Annotated in this window: 15 protein-coding genes and 1 other RNA gene; 9 read left to right on the top strand and 7 right to left on the bottom strand. The window is 62.5% G+C overall.

The features are described from left to right. Nucleotides 1-72: 72 nt before the first annotated feature. The 5 genes from HCF10_RS27645 to HCF10_RS27625 all read right to left on the bottom strand — a co-directional run bounded on the left by HCF10_RS27645 (nucleotide 73) and on the right by HCF10_RS27625 (nucleotide 5,540). Entirely contained in the window at nucleotides 73-1,077 is a 1,005-nt protein-coding gene (locus HCF10_RS27645) for an extracellular solute-binding protein (protein ID WP_053127831.1), read from the bottom strand. Nucleotides 1,078-1,172: 95 nt separating this feature from the next. After that, complete coding sequence (locus tag HCF10_RS27640) at nucleotides 1,173-2,390, bottom strand: 2-octaprenyl-3-methyl-6-methoxy-1,4-benzoquinol hydroxylase (RefSeq protein ID WP_167656808.1); 1,218 nt, start codon at nucleotides 2,388-2,390, stop codon at nucleotides 1,173-1,175. Between the two features lie 61 nt (nucleotides 2,391-2,451). Then, entirely contained in the window at nucleotides 2,452-3,639 is a 1,188-nt protein-coding gene (gene ubiH, locus HCF10_RS27635; protein WP_167656807.1) for a 2-octaprenyl-6-methoxyphenyl hydroxylase, read from the bottom strand. Continuing rightward, entirely contained in the window at nucleotides 3,636-4,958 is a 1,323-nt protein-coding gene (gene pepP / locus HCF10_RS27630; RefSeq protein ID WP_145337450.1) for a Xaa-Pro aminopeptidase, read from the bottom strand. Before pepP ends, ubiH begins: the two co-directional genes overlap by 4 nt. 24 nt (nucleotides 4,959-4,982) lie before the next feature. After that, complete coding sequence (locus HCF10_RS27625) at nucleotides 4,983-5,540, bottom strand: YecA/YgfB family protein (RefSeq protein ID WP_015886444.1); 558 nt, start codon at nucleotides 5,538-5,540, stop codon at nucleotides 4,983-4,985. A gap of 138 nt (nucleotides 5,541-5,678) precedes the next feature. On the opposite strand from HCF10_RS27625, the gene HCF10_RS27620 reads away from it, so the two are divergent. The 4 genes from HCF10_RS27620 to HCF10_RS27605 all read left to right on the top strand — a co-directional run bounded on the left by HCF10_RS27620 (nucleotide 5,679) and on the right by HCF10_RS27605 (nucleotide 7,097). Continuing rightward, nucleotides 5,679-5,888, top strand: coding sequence for a TIGR02449 family protein (locus tag HCF10_RS27620; RefSeq protein WP_007982902.1), 210 nt, complete (start codon nucleotides 5,679-5,681; stop codon nucleotides 5,886-5,888). Further along, nucleotides 5,885-6,202: a cell division protein ZapA gene (locus HCF10_RS27615; protein WP_131697576.1), complete on the top strand. Its 318-nt coding sequence runs from the start codon at nucleotides 5,885-5,887 to the stop codon at nucleotides 6,200-6,202. Before HCF10_RS27620 ends, HCF10_RS27615 begins: the two co-directional genes overlap by 4 nt. A gap of 30 nt (nucleotides 6,203-6,232) precedes the next feature. Further along, a non-coding RNA gene (gene ssrS, locus HCF10_RS27610) (6S RNA) lies at nucleotides 6,233-6,411 on the top strand. Between the two features lie 56 nt (nucleotides 6,412-6,467). Further along, nucleotides 6,468-7,097, top strand: coding sequence for a 5-formyltetrahydrofolate cyclo-ligase (locus HCF10_RS27605; RefSeq protein ID WP_131697577.1), 630 nt, complete (start codon nucleotides 6,468-6,470; stop codon nucleotides 7,095-7,097). Nucleotides 7,098-7,104: 7 nt separating this feature from the next. Here HCF10_RS27605 and HCF10_RS27600 read toward each other — a convergent pair whose 3' ends face one another. Further along, on the bottom strand, nucleotides 7,105-7,254 hold the full coding sequence (locus HCF10_RS27600; protein WP_164299887.1) for a hypothetical protein: 150 nt from the start codon (nucleotides 7,252-7,254) through the stop codon (nucleotides 7,105-7,107). A 195-nt stretch (nucleotides 7,255-7,449) separates the two neighbouring features. Here HCF10_RS27600 and HCF10_RS27595 point away from each other — a divergent pair, with 195 nt between their 5' ends. The 4 genes from HCF10_RS27595 to HCF10_RS27580 all read left to right on the top strand — a co-directional run bounded on the left by HCF10_RS27595 (nucleotide 7,450) and on the right by HCF10_RS27580 (nucleotide 12,834). Next, nucleotides 7,450-7,899 (top strand): EVE domain-containing protein, encoded by a 450-nt coding sequence (locus HCF10_RS27595; protein WP_131697578.1) that lies wholly within the window; start codon nucleotides 7,450-7,452, stop codon nucleotides 7,897-7,899. Between the two features lie 137 nt (nucleotides 7,900-8,036). Then, nucleotides 8,037-9,002 carry an HlyD family secretion protein gene (locus HCF10_RS27590; RefSeq protein ID WP_131697579.1) on the top strand — a complete coding sequence of 322 codons (966 nt, stop codon included), beginning with the start codon at nucleotides 8,037-8,039 and terminating at the stop codon, nucleotides 9,000-9,002. Then, on the top strand, nucleotides 8,999-11,716 hold the full coding sequence (gene rbbA, locus HCF10_RS27585) for a ribosome-associated ATPase/putative transporter RbbA (protein WP_167656806.1): 2,718 nt from the start codon (nucleotides 8,999-9,001) through the stop codon (nucleotides 11,714-11,716). Before HCF10_RS27590 ends, rbbA begins: the two co-directional genes overlap by 4 nt. Continuing rightward, a complete protein-coding gene (locus HCF10_RS27580) occupies nucleotides 11,716-12,834 on the top strand; it encodes an ABC transporter permease (protein WP_167656805.1) in 1,119 nt (372 codons plus the stop codon). The genes rbbA and HCF10_RS27580 overlap by 1 nt, the downstream gene beginning before the upstream one ends. A 60-nt stretch (nucleotides 12,835-12,894) precedes the next feature. Here the strand turns inward: HCF10_RS27580 and HCF10_RS27575 are convergent, their stop codons facing one another. Then, complete coding sequence (locus HCF10_RS27575) at nucleotides 12,895-13,302, bottom strand: flagellar basal body-associated protein FliL (protein WP_131697582.1); 408 nt, start codon at nucleotides 13,300-13,302, stop codon at nucleotides 12,895-12,897. Nucleotides 13,303-13,452: 150 nt separating this feature from the next. Between HCF10_RS27575 and HCF10_RS27570 the strand changes: the two genes are divergently transcribed. Next, nucleotides 13,453-14,430: an NADPH:quinone oxidoreductase family protein gene (locus HCF10_RS27570; RefSeq protein ID WP_167656804.1), complete on the top strand. Its 978-nt coding sequence runs from the start codon at nucleotides 13,453-13,455 to the stop codon at nucleotides 14,428-14,430. Nucleotides 14,431-14,674 lie beyond the last annotated feature (244 nt).

Raw genomic sequence — 14,674 nt, 5'->3', positions numbered from 1 at the left:
GTGCGACGATTCAAGTCGAATCGTCGCACCGCCCCTCCCACATTTGGACCTACGGCGTCCTACAAATTGTACTTAGTTCCAGCCCGCCCGATCCATCAGGCGAATGGCTTCAGCCTGGCGCTTGCCCGCCACTTCCACCGGCAATGTATCCGCCACAAATTTACCCCAGGTCGCCACTTCAGCCGACGGCGGTACCGCCGGGTTGGCCGGGAACTCCTGGTTCACATCGGCAAAGATCTTCTGCGCCTCAGGCGTGGTCATCCACTCCACCAGCGCCTTGGCGGCTTCCGGGTGTGGCGCGTGCTTGGTCAAGCCGATGCCCGACAGGTTCACATGCACGCCACGGTCGCCCTGGTTCGGCCAGAACAGCTTCACCGCCAGGTCCGGCTTCTGTTTGTGCAGGCGGCCGTAGTAGTAGGTGTTGACGATACCCACGTCGCACTGCCCGGCGTTGATCGCCTCCAGCACCGCGATGTCATCGGAGAACACGTCGGTGGACAGGTTATTCACCCACCCCTTGACGATTTCTTCGGTCTTGGCCGCACCGTGGGTTTCGATCAGGGTGGCGGTCAGCGATTGGTTGTAGACCTTTTTCGCCGTGCGCAGGCACAGGCGGCCTTCCCACTGTTTGTCGGCCAGGGCTTCGTAGGTGGTCAGGTCACCCGGTTTGACCCGGTCGGTGGAATACGCGATGGTCCGCGCACGCAGGCTCAAGCCGGTCCAGGCGTGAGCCGAAGAGCGGTACTGCAGGGGAATGTTCTTGTCGATCACCGGGGAGGTGAAGGGTTGCAGGATGCCCATTTGCTCGGCCTGCCAGAGGTTGCCGGCATCCACGGTGAGCAGCAGGTCGGCGGTGGCGTTTTCGCCCTCGGCCTTGATGCGCTGCATCAGCGGGGCTTCCTTGTCGGTGATGAACTTCACCTGTACACCGGTCTTTTGGGTGTAGGCGTCGAACACCGGCTTGATCAGTTCGTCGATGCGCGAGGAGTAGACCACCACTTCGTCGGCGGCCTGCACGGTGGTGCTGCCGATCAGGGTGAGTGCCAGGGCAGTCAGGAGGCGCTTGGGTGCCAACATGGGTGCGGTCTCTCATTTGCAAAGTAGGCGCAAATGATAGGGACTCACATTTGGTAACGCTCGACTGAGGCGTTACCAAATGTTGCGCGGACCTGTCAGGGCTTGGCCAGCTCCGGCAGATCCCCGGTCAACCCGAGGGCCTGGCGCACAAACACGGCCTTGGCTTCGGGCATCTGGTCGACCATCTTCAACCCGGCATTACGCAACCAGCGCAGCGGCAGTTGATCGGCCTGGAACAAGCGCTCAAAGCCTTCCATCGCCGCCATCAGGGCCAGGTTATGCGGCATGCGTCGGCGCTCGTAACGGCTGAGCACTTTCACATCGGCCAGGCGTTCACCGCGTTCGGTGGCCGACAACAACACTTCGGCCAGCACCGCCGCATCGAGGAACCCCAGGTTGACGCCCTGCCCGGCCAATGGGTGGATGACGTGGGCCGCGTCGCCGATCAACGCCAGGCCCTCGGCCACATAGCGTTTGGCGTGGCGCTGGCGCAAAGGCACGCAAACGCGCGGATCGGCGCTGATCACGCTGCCAAGGCGCCCTTCAAAGGCGCGCTCCAGCTCACGGCAGAAGCCTTCATCATCCAATGCCATCAGGCGTTCGGATTCAGCCGGCGTAGTCGACCAGACGATCGAGCACCAATCCTCCTGCCCGTCCCGCACCAGCGGCAAAAACGCCAGCGGGCCGGTGTCGGTAAAGCGTTGCCAGGCCGTGCGCTGGTGCGGCTGGCTGCTGCGCACGCTGGTAACGATGGCGTTATGCAGGTAGTCCCATTCACGGGTCGCGGTGCCGGTCAGGCGGCGCACGGCGGAGTTGGCACCATCGGCGGCCACCACCAGCGGCGCGCGCAATGTGCGGCCATCGGCCAGGGTCAGCAGCCAGTCATCGCCGGAGCGACGCATCTGCTCCAGGCGCGCATTCGCCAGCAGGCCCAGGTCGCAGTCGTGCAGACGGTCGAGCAAGGCATCCTGGACCACACGGTTCTCGACGATATGCCCGAGCACTTCGGCATGCACACTGGCCGCCGAAAAGTGGATCTGCCCGGTGCCGCTGCCGTCCCACACCTGCATCTCGCCGTAAGGGCTGGCGCGTCGTTCAACGATGCCATCCCACACACCGAGGCGCTCGAGGATGCGCTGGCTGGCAGCCGACAAAGCGCTTACACGCGGTTCGAAGGCCGCCTCGCGGTCGAAGGGTTTGACGCTCAGCGGGCTACCGTCCAGCAGCAGCACCTGCAGGCCACTGCCCTGCAACGCCAGCGCCAGGGCGCTTCCGACCATTCCGGCCCCGACAATCAGCACATCTGCGCGCATGTCCATGCTTTAAGCCTGTCTCGCTGGCGGCTTGCGCCGCACGTAAAAGGATTGATAAGTCTCACGCATCGGGACGGGTACCCAGGCCCATGGCCTGACGGGCGAACCAACGCTTGGCCGGCGGCAACAAATCCAGGCCCAGCAGGCCCATATTGCGGCCCAGGGCGACCAGCGGTTGCACGCTGCCAAACAGTCGCGTGACCTGGTCGGAGAAACCCACGGTCAACTTCTGATCCATGCGCTGGCGCTCGCGATAAGCCTGCAACGTCGCCAGGTCACCCGGCACCGCCGGCCCGGCCAGCAAGGCCTCGGCCAAGGCATGTGCATCACGCAGGGACAGGTTGAACCCCTGCCCGGCAATCGGGTGCAGGCTGTGGGCGGCATTGCCGAGGATCGCCAGGTGCGAGCGCACTTGTTCTTCGGCTTCCACCAGGGTCAACGGATACAAATGACGGGCGCCCACTTGCTTGAGGGTGCCCAGGCGGTAGCCGAACACGCCCTGCAATTCACTCAAGAAGCTACGTTCATCAAGATTGGCCAGGCGCTGTGCGTCCATGCCGATACGGGTCCACACCAGCGCGCAGCGGTTGTCCGGCAGCGGCAGCAGGGCCATCGGGCCTTCATCGGTGAAACGTTCGAACGCTTCGCCGTTGTGGGCCTCGCTCGGGGTGATGTTGGCGATCAGCGCGCTTTGGTTGTACGGGCGGGTTTTCACGCCAATGCCCAGTTGCTCGCGCAGGCCGGAACGGCCGCCGTCGGCCAGCACAGCAAGGTCGCATTCCAGCACGGTTTCATCGTTGAGGGTCAGGCGGTAGCCATCGGGCAGCGGCTCCATGCGCGTGACTTCCGCCGGGCAACGCCAGCTCACCACGTCCTTGTCCAGGCCTTGCCACAGGCATTGGCCAAGCCAGGCGTTTTCCACCACGTAACCGAGGGCCGGCACGCCCTCTTCCATGGCGGACAACCGCGCGGTGGAGAAGCGCCCACGGTCCGACACATGGATCTGCTTGATCGGTTCGGCGCGGCGCGAGATTTGTTGCCACAGGCCCAGGCGCTGATAAATCTGCCGGGCGCCGTAGGACAGCGCCGAAGACCGCGCATCGTAGCTCGGCTGGTAGCTGTCGCCGGGCGCGAAGGGCTCGATCAGCACGATTTTCCAGCCACGCGCCTTGGCCCCGGCCTGCAACGCCAGCGCCAGGCTCGCGCCCACCAGGCCGCCGCCGATAATTGCCAGGTTGACCCGACTCATCGAGCAGCCGCCATCAGGGCTTCGATTTCGGCGACGCCCTTGGGGGCGCCGCCGGTCAGAATTTCACAGCCTTGCTTGGTCACCACTACGTCGTCCTCGATGCGTACGCCAATGCCACGCCATTTTTTCGCGACGGCCTGGTTATCCGGCGAGATATAAATGCCCGGTTCCACGGTCAATGCCATGCCAACTTCCAACACACGCCATTCGCCGCCCACCTTGTACTCGCCCACGTCATGCACATCCATCCCCAGCCAATGGCCGGCGCGGTGCATATAGAAGGGTTTGTAGGCTTCACTGGCGATCAGTTCATCGACGTCACCCTTCAGCAACCCCAGCTTCACCAGCCCGGCGGTGATGACCCGCACTGTCGCCTCATGGGCCTGATTCCAATGTTTGTTCGGCGCGATCTCGGCAAAGGCCGCCTCCTGGGAAGCCAGCACGATTTCATAGATCGCCTTCTGCTCCGCTGAAAACTTGCCGTTGACCGGCCAGGTGCGCGTGATGTCGCTGGCGTAGCAGTCGATTTCGCAACCGGCATCGATCAGCACCAGGTCGCCGTCCTTGAGCACGGCGTCATTCTGCTGGTAATGCAGGATGCAGCTGTTGCGCCCGGTGGCGACGATAGAGCCATAGGCCGGCATCTTCGCGCCGCCCTTGCGGAATTCGTAGTCCAGCTCGGCTTCCAGGCTGAACTCATGCAAGCCGGCGCGGCTGGCCTGCATCGCCTTCACATGGGCCGCGCAGGAAATTCGCGCAGCCTCGCGCATCACCTTCACTTCCGCCGCCGATTTATACAGGCGCATGTCGTGGAGCAGATGATCCAGGGCAACAAATTCGTTCGGTGGCTGGGCGCCAAGGTGCGCTTTAGAGCGGATGACGTTGATCCACTCCATCAAGTGCCGATCGAATTCGGCGTTACTGCCCATGGCTGAATACACCCGATCGCGGCCTTCGATCAGGCCGGGCAGAATGTCGTCGATATCGGTGATGGGGAAGGCATCGTCGGCGCCGTATTCGCGAATCGCGCCTTCGGTACCGGCGCGCAGGCCGTCCCACAATTCGCGTTCGGCGTTGCGCTCGCGGCAGAACAACACGTACTCGCCATGCTGGCGACCGGGCATCAGCACGATCACCGCTTCCGGTTCGGGGAAACCGCTCAGGTACTGGAAGTCGCTGTCCTGACGATAGACGTGCTCCACATCGCGATTGCGGATGGCCACGGCGGCGGCCGGCAGGATCGCGATGCTGTTGGGTTCCATCTGCGCCATGAGCGCCCTGCGGCGCCGGGTGTATTCCGCTTTGGGGATATGGATCATGGGCAGATGGGCTTCCTTTCTCTTTTAATGCAGCGAAGGCTTGGGGGCAGCAGGCTCAGCGGACTTTTTGGTCTCGGTGAACAGCAACAGCGGCGCGACGCGCAGGTATTCCATGACTTCCATGTAGTCGCCTTCACCGTCTTCGGACTCTTCCAGGGCATCTTGCACCTGGGAGATGGCCGCCAGGTCCTGCAGCACTTCCTTGGCGTCGGTACTCAACTCGAGGCCGCCGGCGTTCACGCCAAAACCGTGGAGGAAACCCTGGCACCACTGGCCCAGCGCGGCGGCGCGTTCGGTGAGCGGCGCGTCGTCGGTCGGCAGCAGCAGGACCACGGTGACGTCATCACCGGTCAGTTCGCCCTTGACCATCTCTTGCAGGCCGATCAGCGCGTTACGCACGTTGTCGGTCGGTTCGGTTTCCAGCAGTTCGGCCACATCGGCCAGCCAATTGTCGGCATCAAAGCCAACGCCGGTGCAACTGCGGCCGAGCAACACGCCGTGCAGTTCGGCAGGCGAGCAAGGATGACCGCTGGTGCTCAGCAGTTTGGAAAAAGCATCGTACGGGGAGTTCTGAATGGGCATGGTGAGCTAGGCGCCAGACGGCGCAATGTCTAGAATGGAGCGCTGTATCCTAGCACCGGCAGACGTACCAAGACTATCGAGGGCGTCAGATCGTTTATCCTGCAGTTGCCATTCATCAGACAAATCCAGTGGAACCCAATGGAAGACACCGACCTGCAAGCGCTGATGGCCAGACTCGAACTGCTAATTACTCGGGTCGAGCAACTTAAGAGTCAAAACGGACTCCTATTAGCTCAGGAAAAGACCTGGCGCGAGGAACGCGCTCACCTCATTGAAAAAAACGAAATCGCCCGGCGTAAGGTCGAATCGATGATTTCGCGCCTGAAGGCCCTGGAGCAAGACTCATGAGTTCAAGCAATAGCGTCACCGTGCAGATCCTCGACAAAGAATATTCGATCATCTGCCCCCAGGAAGAGCGCAACAACCTGGTGAGCGCCGCCCGCTACCTGGATGGCAAGATGCGTGAAATCCGCAGCAGCGGCAAAGTCATCGGTGCCGACCGCATTGCCGTGATGGCCGCGTTGAACATTACCCACGACCTGCTGCATAAGCAGGAGCGCCCTGACGTGCAGGCCAGCGGCTCGACGCGCGAACAGGTGCGTGACCTGCTCGAACGTGTGGATCTGGTACTTTCCAGCGATTCGGAAGCTCCCAAAGGCTGATTGCTGCGACTGTTTAAGGTATACTCGCCCCACTCCCTGGCGTGCTTGCCAGTCGGCGATGTCCCGGAGCCGATTCGCACTACCCTGGAAGTTGCACGTTGGGCTGGTGTGCATGTCCGCTAGACGGAAAGCCTTAAAGCCTACTGCTTCTTCCACCTTGAACTTTCGGGTTCAAGGGCTGAGTCGACAGCGGCGCTGTCGGGGAGCCTGAATACCAAACTCAATGCCAGTCTCCATGACTGGCATTGTTTTATGAGCTGAAATCATGACCGAACCTGCGCCGCCTTCCCGTCCGCAACTTCGACGCATGTTGCGCAACGCCCGCCGTGCCCTCACGCCGAGCCAGCAGCGCCAGGCTGCCCACGGCCTGTATCGGCAACTGGCGCAGCACCCGCTGTTTCGCCGGGCCAAACATATTTCCTTATATCTACCGACGGACGGTGAAATCGATCCGCGCCTGCTGCTGCGTGCGGCTCAGCGCCGGGGCAAGGCCACCTATCTGCCGGTGCTCAGCGCCTGGCCCCGGACCAAGATGGTGTTCCAACGCGTGCGACCGGGGGAAAAGCTGCGGCCCAACCGGTTTCGCATTCTTGAGCCGCAGGTAAATATCAGCCGGCAACGCGAGGTGTGGGCGCTGGACCTGGTGTTCTTGCCATTGGTGGGGTTCGACGAAACAGGCGGACGCCTGGGCATGGGCGGCGGCTTCTATGATCGCAGCCTCGCTTACCTGTCCCGCCGCCAGCGTTGGCGCAAGCCGACGCTACTGGGCCTGGCCCATGAATGTCAGAAAGTCGAACGACTGGTGCAGGCGAGCTGGGATGTGCCGTTGGCTGGCACAGTGACTGACAAGGGATGGTATATCGCACAGACGCCACTGGGATCAGCGGCGTCTTGAAGAAGGGTTAACGCTTGAACGGTTGCTGCTGCTGTTGAGCAAGCTCAACGGGCGCATCGGTCTTGTTCGACCACAAGCTTTGCGCATACCCGGTGGTCACGACGCCCAGACCAAACAAAATCACCAATATCCATAGTAAATCCGGTTTACGTTGCATCGATTGCCCCCCTTCAGGCACCTCGTACACGATGTTAACAACGTTCCACAGTAGTCCGTTGCAGCTGTGTCAAGCTTAAAACCCGCGCATTCTGCGGTAACGTGAACCAACACGCAAACCTTGGCGCCAACCGACTGTCGGTTTGTCATCAAATTGCCTGACAACTTGCCCAACGCCTTTTTCAGGAGTCCAAAAATGGCCTACTGGCTGATGAAATCCGAACCCGATGAACTCTCCATCAAAGGCCTGGAAAAGCTCGGCGAAGCGCGCTGGGACGGGGTGCGCAACTATCAGGCGCGCAACTTCCTGCGGGCGATGGCGGTGGGTGACCAATTTTTCTTCTACCACTCCAGTTGCCCCGAGCCGGGCATTGCCGGCATCGGCAAAATCATCGAGGCCGCCTACCCGGACCCTACCGCGCTGGAGCCGGACAGCCACTACTTCGACGCCAAGGCCACCCCGGAGAAAAACCCGTGGAGCGCGATCAACGTCGCGCACATCCAGACCTTTCCCAAGGTGCTGGGCCTGGGCTACCTGAAACAGCAAACCGCCCTCGCCGAATGGCCCCTGGTACAAAAAGGCAGTCGCTTGTCCGTGATGCCGGTCACCGCAGAACAATGGGCGGCGGTGCTGGCACTGCACTGACGAGAACCCTGCGGTCACGTTCCCGGCGCATGCATCTGCGCCTGAACAGGGTTAGGCTTGCGCTTCATTTGACCGGCATCAACGCCCCCTCGGGCTGCCTCGGTCAAACTAGGAAGCTAACGCTGCAGGATGCCCCCATGTCGATCACGCCACGCTCCTCCCACCTGTTTGCCGTTTTGTTGATTGCCTTGCTGCTCGCCGCCGGCGGCTTCGGTTACTGGAAGTCCACCCAGGACCGCCTGCCCGAAGGCTTGGGCATGGGCAACGGCCGCCTGGAATCCACCGAAGTACAGATCGCCGCCAAAATCCCCGGACGGCTGGCCGAGGTGCGGGTGGATGAAGGCGACAAGGTGCTCAAGGGCCAACTGCTGGCACGCATGGACACCCGCACCCTGGAAGCCCAGCGCGCCCAGGCCGAAGCCGAAGTGCTGCGCGCCAAGGAAAACTTCGCTGCCGCCGAGGCCAACGTGCAGTTGCGCCAAAGCGAGCAACTGCTGGCCAACCAGGAACTCAAGCGCACCCAGGAGCTGTACAAGCGCGGCTTTGCCAGCAGCCAGTTGATCGACCAGCAGCAGGCGCGCCAGAACACCGGCAACGCCGCCGTGATCGCCGCGCAAGCCCAGGTCAATTCGGTAAAGGCCGCCATCGGTGCCGCCCAGGCCCAGGTCGCCCAGCTGACCAGCGAAATCGACGACAGCAGCCTGCGCGCGCCCATCGACGGCATTATCCAACTGCGCCTGGCCGAGCCCGGCGAGGTCCTCGGTGCCGGCGGACGTGTGCTGTTGCTGATCGACCCCGAGGATCAGTACATGAACCTCTACCTGCCCGCCTCCGTCACCGGTCGCCTGACGGTTGGCAGTGACGCACGCATCCTGCTCGATGCCCTGCCCCAGCAACCGCTGCCGGCCAAGATCAGCTTTGTTGCCGCCAAGTCGCAGTTCACCCCCAAGGAAGTGGAAACCCGCGACGAACGCCAGAAACTGGTGTTTCGCGTCAAGCTACGCTTGACCCAACCCAGCGCCGTGCCCCAGGCCAAACCGGGCATGCCCGGCGCCGGCTACGTGCGCATGGCTGACATAGACTGGCCGGCCAACCTGCAATGACCGGCCTGGCGCTGCACGCCACCGCCATCAACCACCGTTACGGCAAGCAGCAGGCCTTGATCGACATCGCCTTCAGCCTGCCCACCGGCACGCGCTGCGGGCTGATCGGCCCGGATGGGGCGGGCAAGTCGAGCCTGTTGGGGTTGATCGCCGGGGTTAAAAAGCTCCAGGACGGCCAACTGGAGGTGCTCGGCGGCTCCATCCAGGACCGTCGCCATCGCAACAGCCTGTACCCACGCATCGCCTTCATGCCCCAGGGCCTGGGCGGCAACCTGTATCCCGAACTGTCCATCAGCGAAAACATCCGCTTCTTTGCCACGCTGTTCGGCCTGTCCAAAGCCGACTGCGACCAGCGCATGCACAACCTGCTGCTGGCCACCGACCTCGCGCGCTTCGCCGAGCGCCCGGCCGGCAAGCTCTCCGGTGGCATGAAGCAGAAGCTCGGCCTCTGCTGTGCGCTGATCCACGACCCGGACCTGTTGATCCTCGACGAGCCCACCACCGGCGTCGACCCGCTGTCGCGGCGGCGCTTCTGGGAACTGGTCGAGACCGTACGCAATGAGCGCCCGCAACTGACGCTGCTGGTAGCCACGGCCTATATGGAGGAAGCCGAGCAATTCGAACATTGCCTGATGCTCGACCGTGGCAAGCTGATCGCCGACGGGCTCAGCAGCGAACTGGCGGCAGCGACCCCCAGCGGCAAACTGGATGAGGCCTTCACCCACTTCCAGGGCGACAGCGCCCATGACAACCAGCCACTGGTGATCCCGCCAAGGGAAAACGCCAACACCGATATCGCCATCGAAGCCCACGACCTGACGCTGCGCTTCGGGGACTTCACGGCAGTGAACAAGGTCAGCTTTGCCATCGGCCGTGGCGAGATCTTCGGCTTCCTCGGCTCCAACGGTTGCGGCAAGACCACCACCATGAAAGTCCTCACCGGGCTGATGCCGGCCACTGAAGGCAGCGCCACGCTGCTGGGCAACCCGGTGAACGCCAAGGACCTGGCCACCCGCAAGCGCGTAGGGTTCATGTCGCAAAGCTTCTCGCTGTATGGCGAACTCAGCGTGCGCCAGAACCTGGTGTTGCACGCGCAACTGTTCGATTTGCCCAAGGCCGACAGCGGCCCGCGCATCGATGAGCTGATCCAGCGCTTCGACCTCGGTGAAGTGGCCGAGCAGCCATCCGGGGAGCTGCCCCTCGGCCTGCGCCAACGCTTGTCCTTGGCCGTGGCGGTGCTGCATCGCCCGGAAGTGTTGATCCTCGATGAGCCCACCTCGGGCGTCGACCCGGCGGCGCGGGATGATTTCTGGCGGCTGCTGATCGAGTTGTCCCGCGAACAAGGGGTGACGATCTTCCTGTCCACCCACTTCATGAATGAAGCCCAGCGCTGTGACCGCATCTCTTTGATGCATGCCGGCAAGGTACTGGCCTGCGACACGCCAGACGCACTGCAACGGCAATTCAACGGCGACACCCTGGAAGCCGCGTTCGTCACCTGCCTTGAACAAGCCCAAGGCGATGCCGAACCCGCCACATCCGCCAAAACCGTCAGCGAAACCCATGCGCCACCCATCAGCAAGCGTGGTTTCAGCCTGTCTCGCCTGCTGGCCGTGGCCAGCCGCGAAGGCAAGGAGTTGCTGCGCGACAAAGTGCGCATGGCCTTCGCCCTGCTCGGCGCGATGTTCATGATGGTGATCTTCGGCTACGGCATTTCCCTGGACGTGGAAAACCTCGCCTTTGCCGTCTACGACCAGGACCAGACGCCACAAAGCCGCGCCTATCTGGAGGCCTTCCGCAGCTCGCGCTACTTCGCCGAGCAGGCGCCGATCCAGGACGCCCATGAATTGCACCGACGCCTGCAACGCTCGGAAATCAAACTGGCCCTGGAGATCCCGCCCGGCTTTGGTCGCGATCTCTATGCCGGGCGCCAACCCACCGTGGCCGCGTGGCTCGATGGCGGCATGCCGTTTCGTGCGGAAACCAGCCGCAACTATGTAGAGGCGGTGCACCAAGGCAACCTGCAGCAACTGGCTGAACTGAGCAGCCAACCCCGCAGCAACCAGGCCGCCGCCAAGCTCGAGACTCGTTTTCGCTATAACCAGGACGTGGTCAGCGTGAATGCCATCGGCCCGGGCGTGATGGCACTGATCCTGGCGTTTATCCCGGCGATGCTCACCGCCCTGGGCATCGTGCGCGAGAAAGAGCTGGGCTCGATCACCAACTTCTACGCCACACCCCTGACGCGCCTGGAATTCCTGCTCGGTAAGCAGGCGCCTTACCTGGCCGTGAGCCTGGTCAACCTGGCGGTTCTGGTGGCAATGAATCGCTGGCTGTTCGGTGTGCCGTTCAAGGGCAGCGGCCTGACGCTGGCGTTTGGCGGGCTCCTGTATGTGCTGGCCACCACCAGCATGGGCCTGCTGATTTCCGCGTTTACCCGCACCCAGATCGCGGCGATCCTCGGCACCATGATCATCACCAGCCTGCCAACCATTCAGTTTTCCGGGCTGATCGTGCCGCGCTCGTCCCTGGAAGGCGCCGCCGCCTTGATGGGCGCACTGTTTCCGGCCGGGCACTTTTTGGATATTGCCGTGGGCACCTTCACTAAGGCCCTCGACCTGCGCCAGTTGTGGCCACAATGCCTGGCGCTGTTCGGCTTCTTTATCGGGTTTACCGGGTTGAGCCTGGTCATGCTCAAGAAGCAGGAGGCCTGATGCACAAGCTCGCACACATCTTCCGGCTGGGCATTAAGGAACTCACCAGCCTGCGGCACGACAGCGTCTTGCTGCTGTTTCTGTTCTACGCCTTCACCGTCGCCATCTACATGCCCGCCGCCGGCTCGGTGATCGGCGTGCACAACGCCAGCGTGGCGTTTGTCGATGAAGACCACAGCGCGCTCTCACGGCAAATGGCCGAGGCGCTGCAACCGCCCGAGTTCCAACCACCGGCGCCGTTGGCCTATGACCAGTTGGACAAGGTGATGGACAGCGGCCAGTACACCTTCGTAATCAACGTGCCCGCCAACTTCCAGGCCGACCTGTTGGCCGGTCGCCAGCCTGGCGTGCAGGTGAACGTCGACGCCACGGCGATGAGTCAGGCGTTCATGGGCGCGGGCTATATCGGGCGGATCTTCCAGCGCGAGTTGCTCAACTACAGCGGGCAAACCGATGCCGCAACCCAGGCGCCCGCACTGCTCACGACCCGAGCACTGTTCAACACCAACCTGGAGGGCGGCTGGTTCCTGGCCGTAATCCAGATCGTCAACAACATCACCATCCTGGCCATCGTGCTCACGGGCACCGCGTTGCTGCGAGAGCGCGAGCACGGCACCCTCGACCACCTGCTGGTGCTGCCGCTGACGGCGCTGGAAATCATGCTGGCGAAAATCTGGAGCAACATGCTGGTGGTGGTGCTGTGCACTTGGCTATCGCTGGAGGTGGTGGTCAAAGGGCTGCTCGGCGTACCGCTGGCCGGGTCGCTGGGGTTGTTCCTGTTTGTGACCGCCCTGTATCTGTTTGCCAGTACGGCACTGGGGATCTTCCTCGCCACCCTCGCCCGCTCCACGCCGCAGTTCGGCTTGCTGGCGATCCCGGTGATTATCCCGATGCTGCTCTTGTCAGGCGGCAGCACGCCGCTGGACAGCATGCCCGAGTGGTTGCAATGGGTGATGCAGGGCTCGCCGTCGACGCACTTTGTGAGCCTGAGCGCAGCGATTTTGTTTCGCGACGCAGGCATCGGCGTGGTGTGGCCGGACTTGCTGGCGCTGGCGGGGATTGGGCTGTTGTTTTTTGCAGTGGCGTTGGCGCGGTTCAGGAAGAGTTTGGCGTCTTGAGCGTGATGAGCCCGCTGATTTTGGCGAGCGGGCTTGCCACAACAAGCCCGCTCGACACAGTTACTGGATGATCAGGTTGTTGAACAACAGGTCTTCCACCATGGGCTTGCCAGTCTCGTCGTTCATCACTTGCTGGGTTTGCTTCAGCGCTTCCTGGCGCAGTTTTTCCTTGCCCTCGACAGTGCTCATCGTCTCGTTGGTCTGCTGGGTGAATAGCGCGACCAACTGGTTACGGATCAATGCGTCATTGGCCTTGACCGCTTTGGCGGCTTCCTCGCCGGTCACGCGCAGGGCGATGTCGGCCTTGAACACTTTGAGCTTGGCCGTGCCATCCAGGCCGTAGTTACCCACGAACGGCGGGCTCAGGCTGATATAGCTGACCTTCGGCGGCGCCCCTTCTTTGGCTTCTTCGGCCTGGGCTGCCATCGGCAAGGTCAGGGCCAGCATCAACAGGATCCACGCTTTCACAGTTCATTCCTCACATTCGGTTGCCGGGTAGCATAACGCTAGCAAGGCAGAGCACAAGCTTATGGCGACTTATCAGGGCCGAGCATGCTCGTTGACCCACACGGCTACCCTCCTACACTTATCGGCCACGACACCAAAAGGAATAGCCCGATGAAAGCTGTGCTGTGCAAAGCCTTCGGCCCCGCCGAAACCCTGGTGCTGGAAGAGATCGCCAGCCCGGCGATCAAGAAAAACGAAATCCTGCTGGATGTGCATGCCGCCGGGGTCAACTTCCCCGACACCCTGATCATCGAGGGTAAATACCAGTTCGAGCCGCCCTTCCCGTTCTCGCCGGGTGGCGAGGCATCGGGCGTGGTCAGCGAAGTCGGGGAAAAGGTCAGCCACTTGAAAGTCGGCGACCGGGTCATGGCGCTCACCGGCTGGGGCAGCTTTGCCGAGCAGGTCGCGGTGCCGGGCTACAACGTGCTGCCGATCCCGCCGAGCATGGACTTCAACACCGCCGCCGCCTTCAGCATGACCTACGGCACCTCAATGCACGCGCTGAAACAACGCGCCAACCTGCAACCCGGCGAAACCCTGCTGGTCCTCGGCGCTTCCGGCGGCGTGGGCCTGGCCGCCGTGGAAATCGGCAAGGCCATGGGCGCACGGGTGATCGCCGCCGCGAGCAGCGCCGACAAACTCGCCGTGGCCAAGGCCGCCGGCGCCGATGAACTGATCAACTACAGCGAAGCCAGCCTCAAGGACGAGATCAAGCGCCTGACTGACGGTAACGGCGCCGATGTGATCTACGACCCGGTAGGCGGCGACCTGTTTGACCAGGCCATCCGCGCCATCGCCTGGAATGGCCGCCTGCTGGTGGTGGGTTTTGCCAGCGGGCGCATCCCGGAGCTGCCGGTGAACCTGGCGCTGCTCAAGGGCGCGGCGGTGGTCGGGGTGTTCTGGGGTTCATTTGCCCAGCGCCAGCCGCAGGACAACGCGGCGAACTTCCAGCAACTGTTCACTTGGTACGGTGAGGGCAAGCTCAAGCCATTGGTGTCGCAGGTCTATCCGCTGGAACAGGCCGCCCAGGCAATCAATGACCTCGGCCAGCGCAAGGCGGTGGGCAAGGTGGTCGTTCGAACCCGCTGACCGACCTGAAATGCAATCAAATGTGGGAGGGGGCTTGCCCCCGATGGCAGTGGGTCAGCTACAGATAAGCTGGCTGACCTACCGCTATCGGGGGCAAGCCCCCTCCCACATTTGTTCTCCATTGGTCTGAGAAACGCTAAGCGACCACTATTTATCTATTAGCGACATGTTCGTAAGAGAACACGCGCTTGCTCTCATTTCCTTTGTTTGCGCATAAGAGGCAATGCTATTTTCGGTAACGAAA

The organism is Pseudomonas sp. B14(2022) (assembly GCF_012030485.1).
In the GTDB taxonomy this organism is placed as follows: domain Bacteria; phylum Pseudomonadota; class Gammaproteobacteria; order Pseudomonadales; family Pseudomonadaceae; genus Aquipseudomonas.
This window is presented reverse-complemented; position numbering and strand designations above follow the sequence as displayed.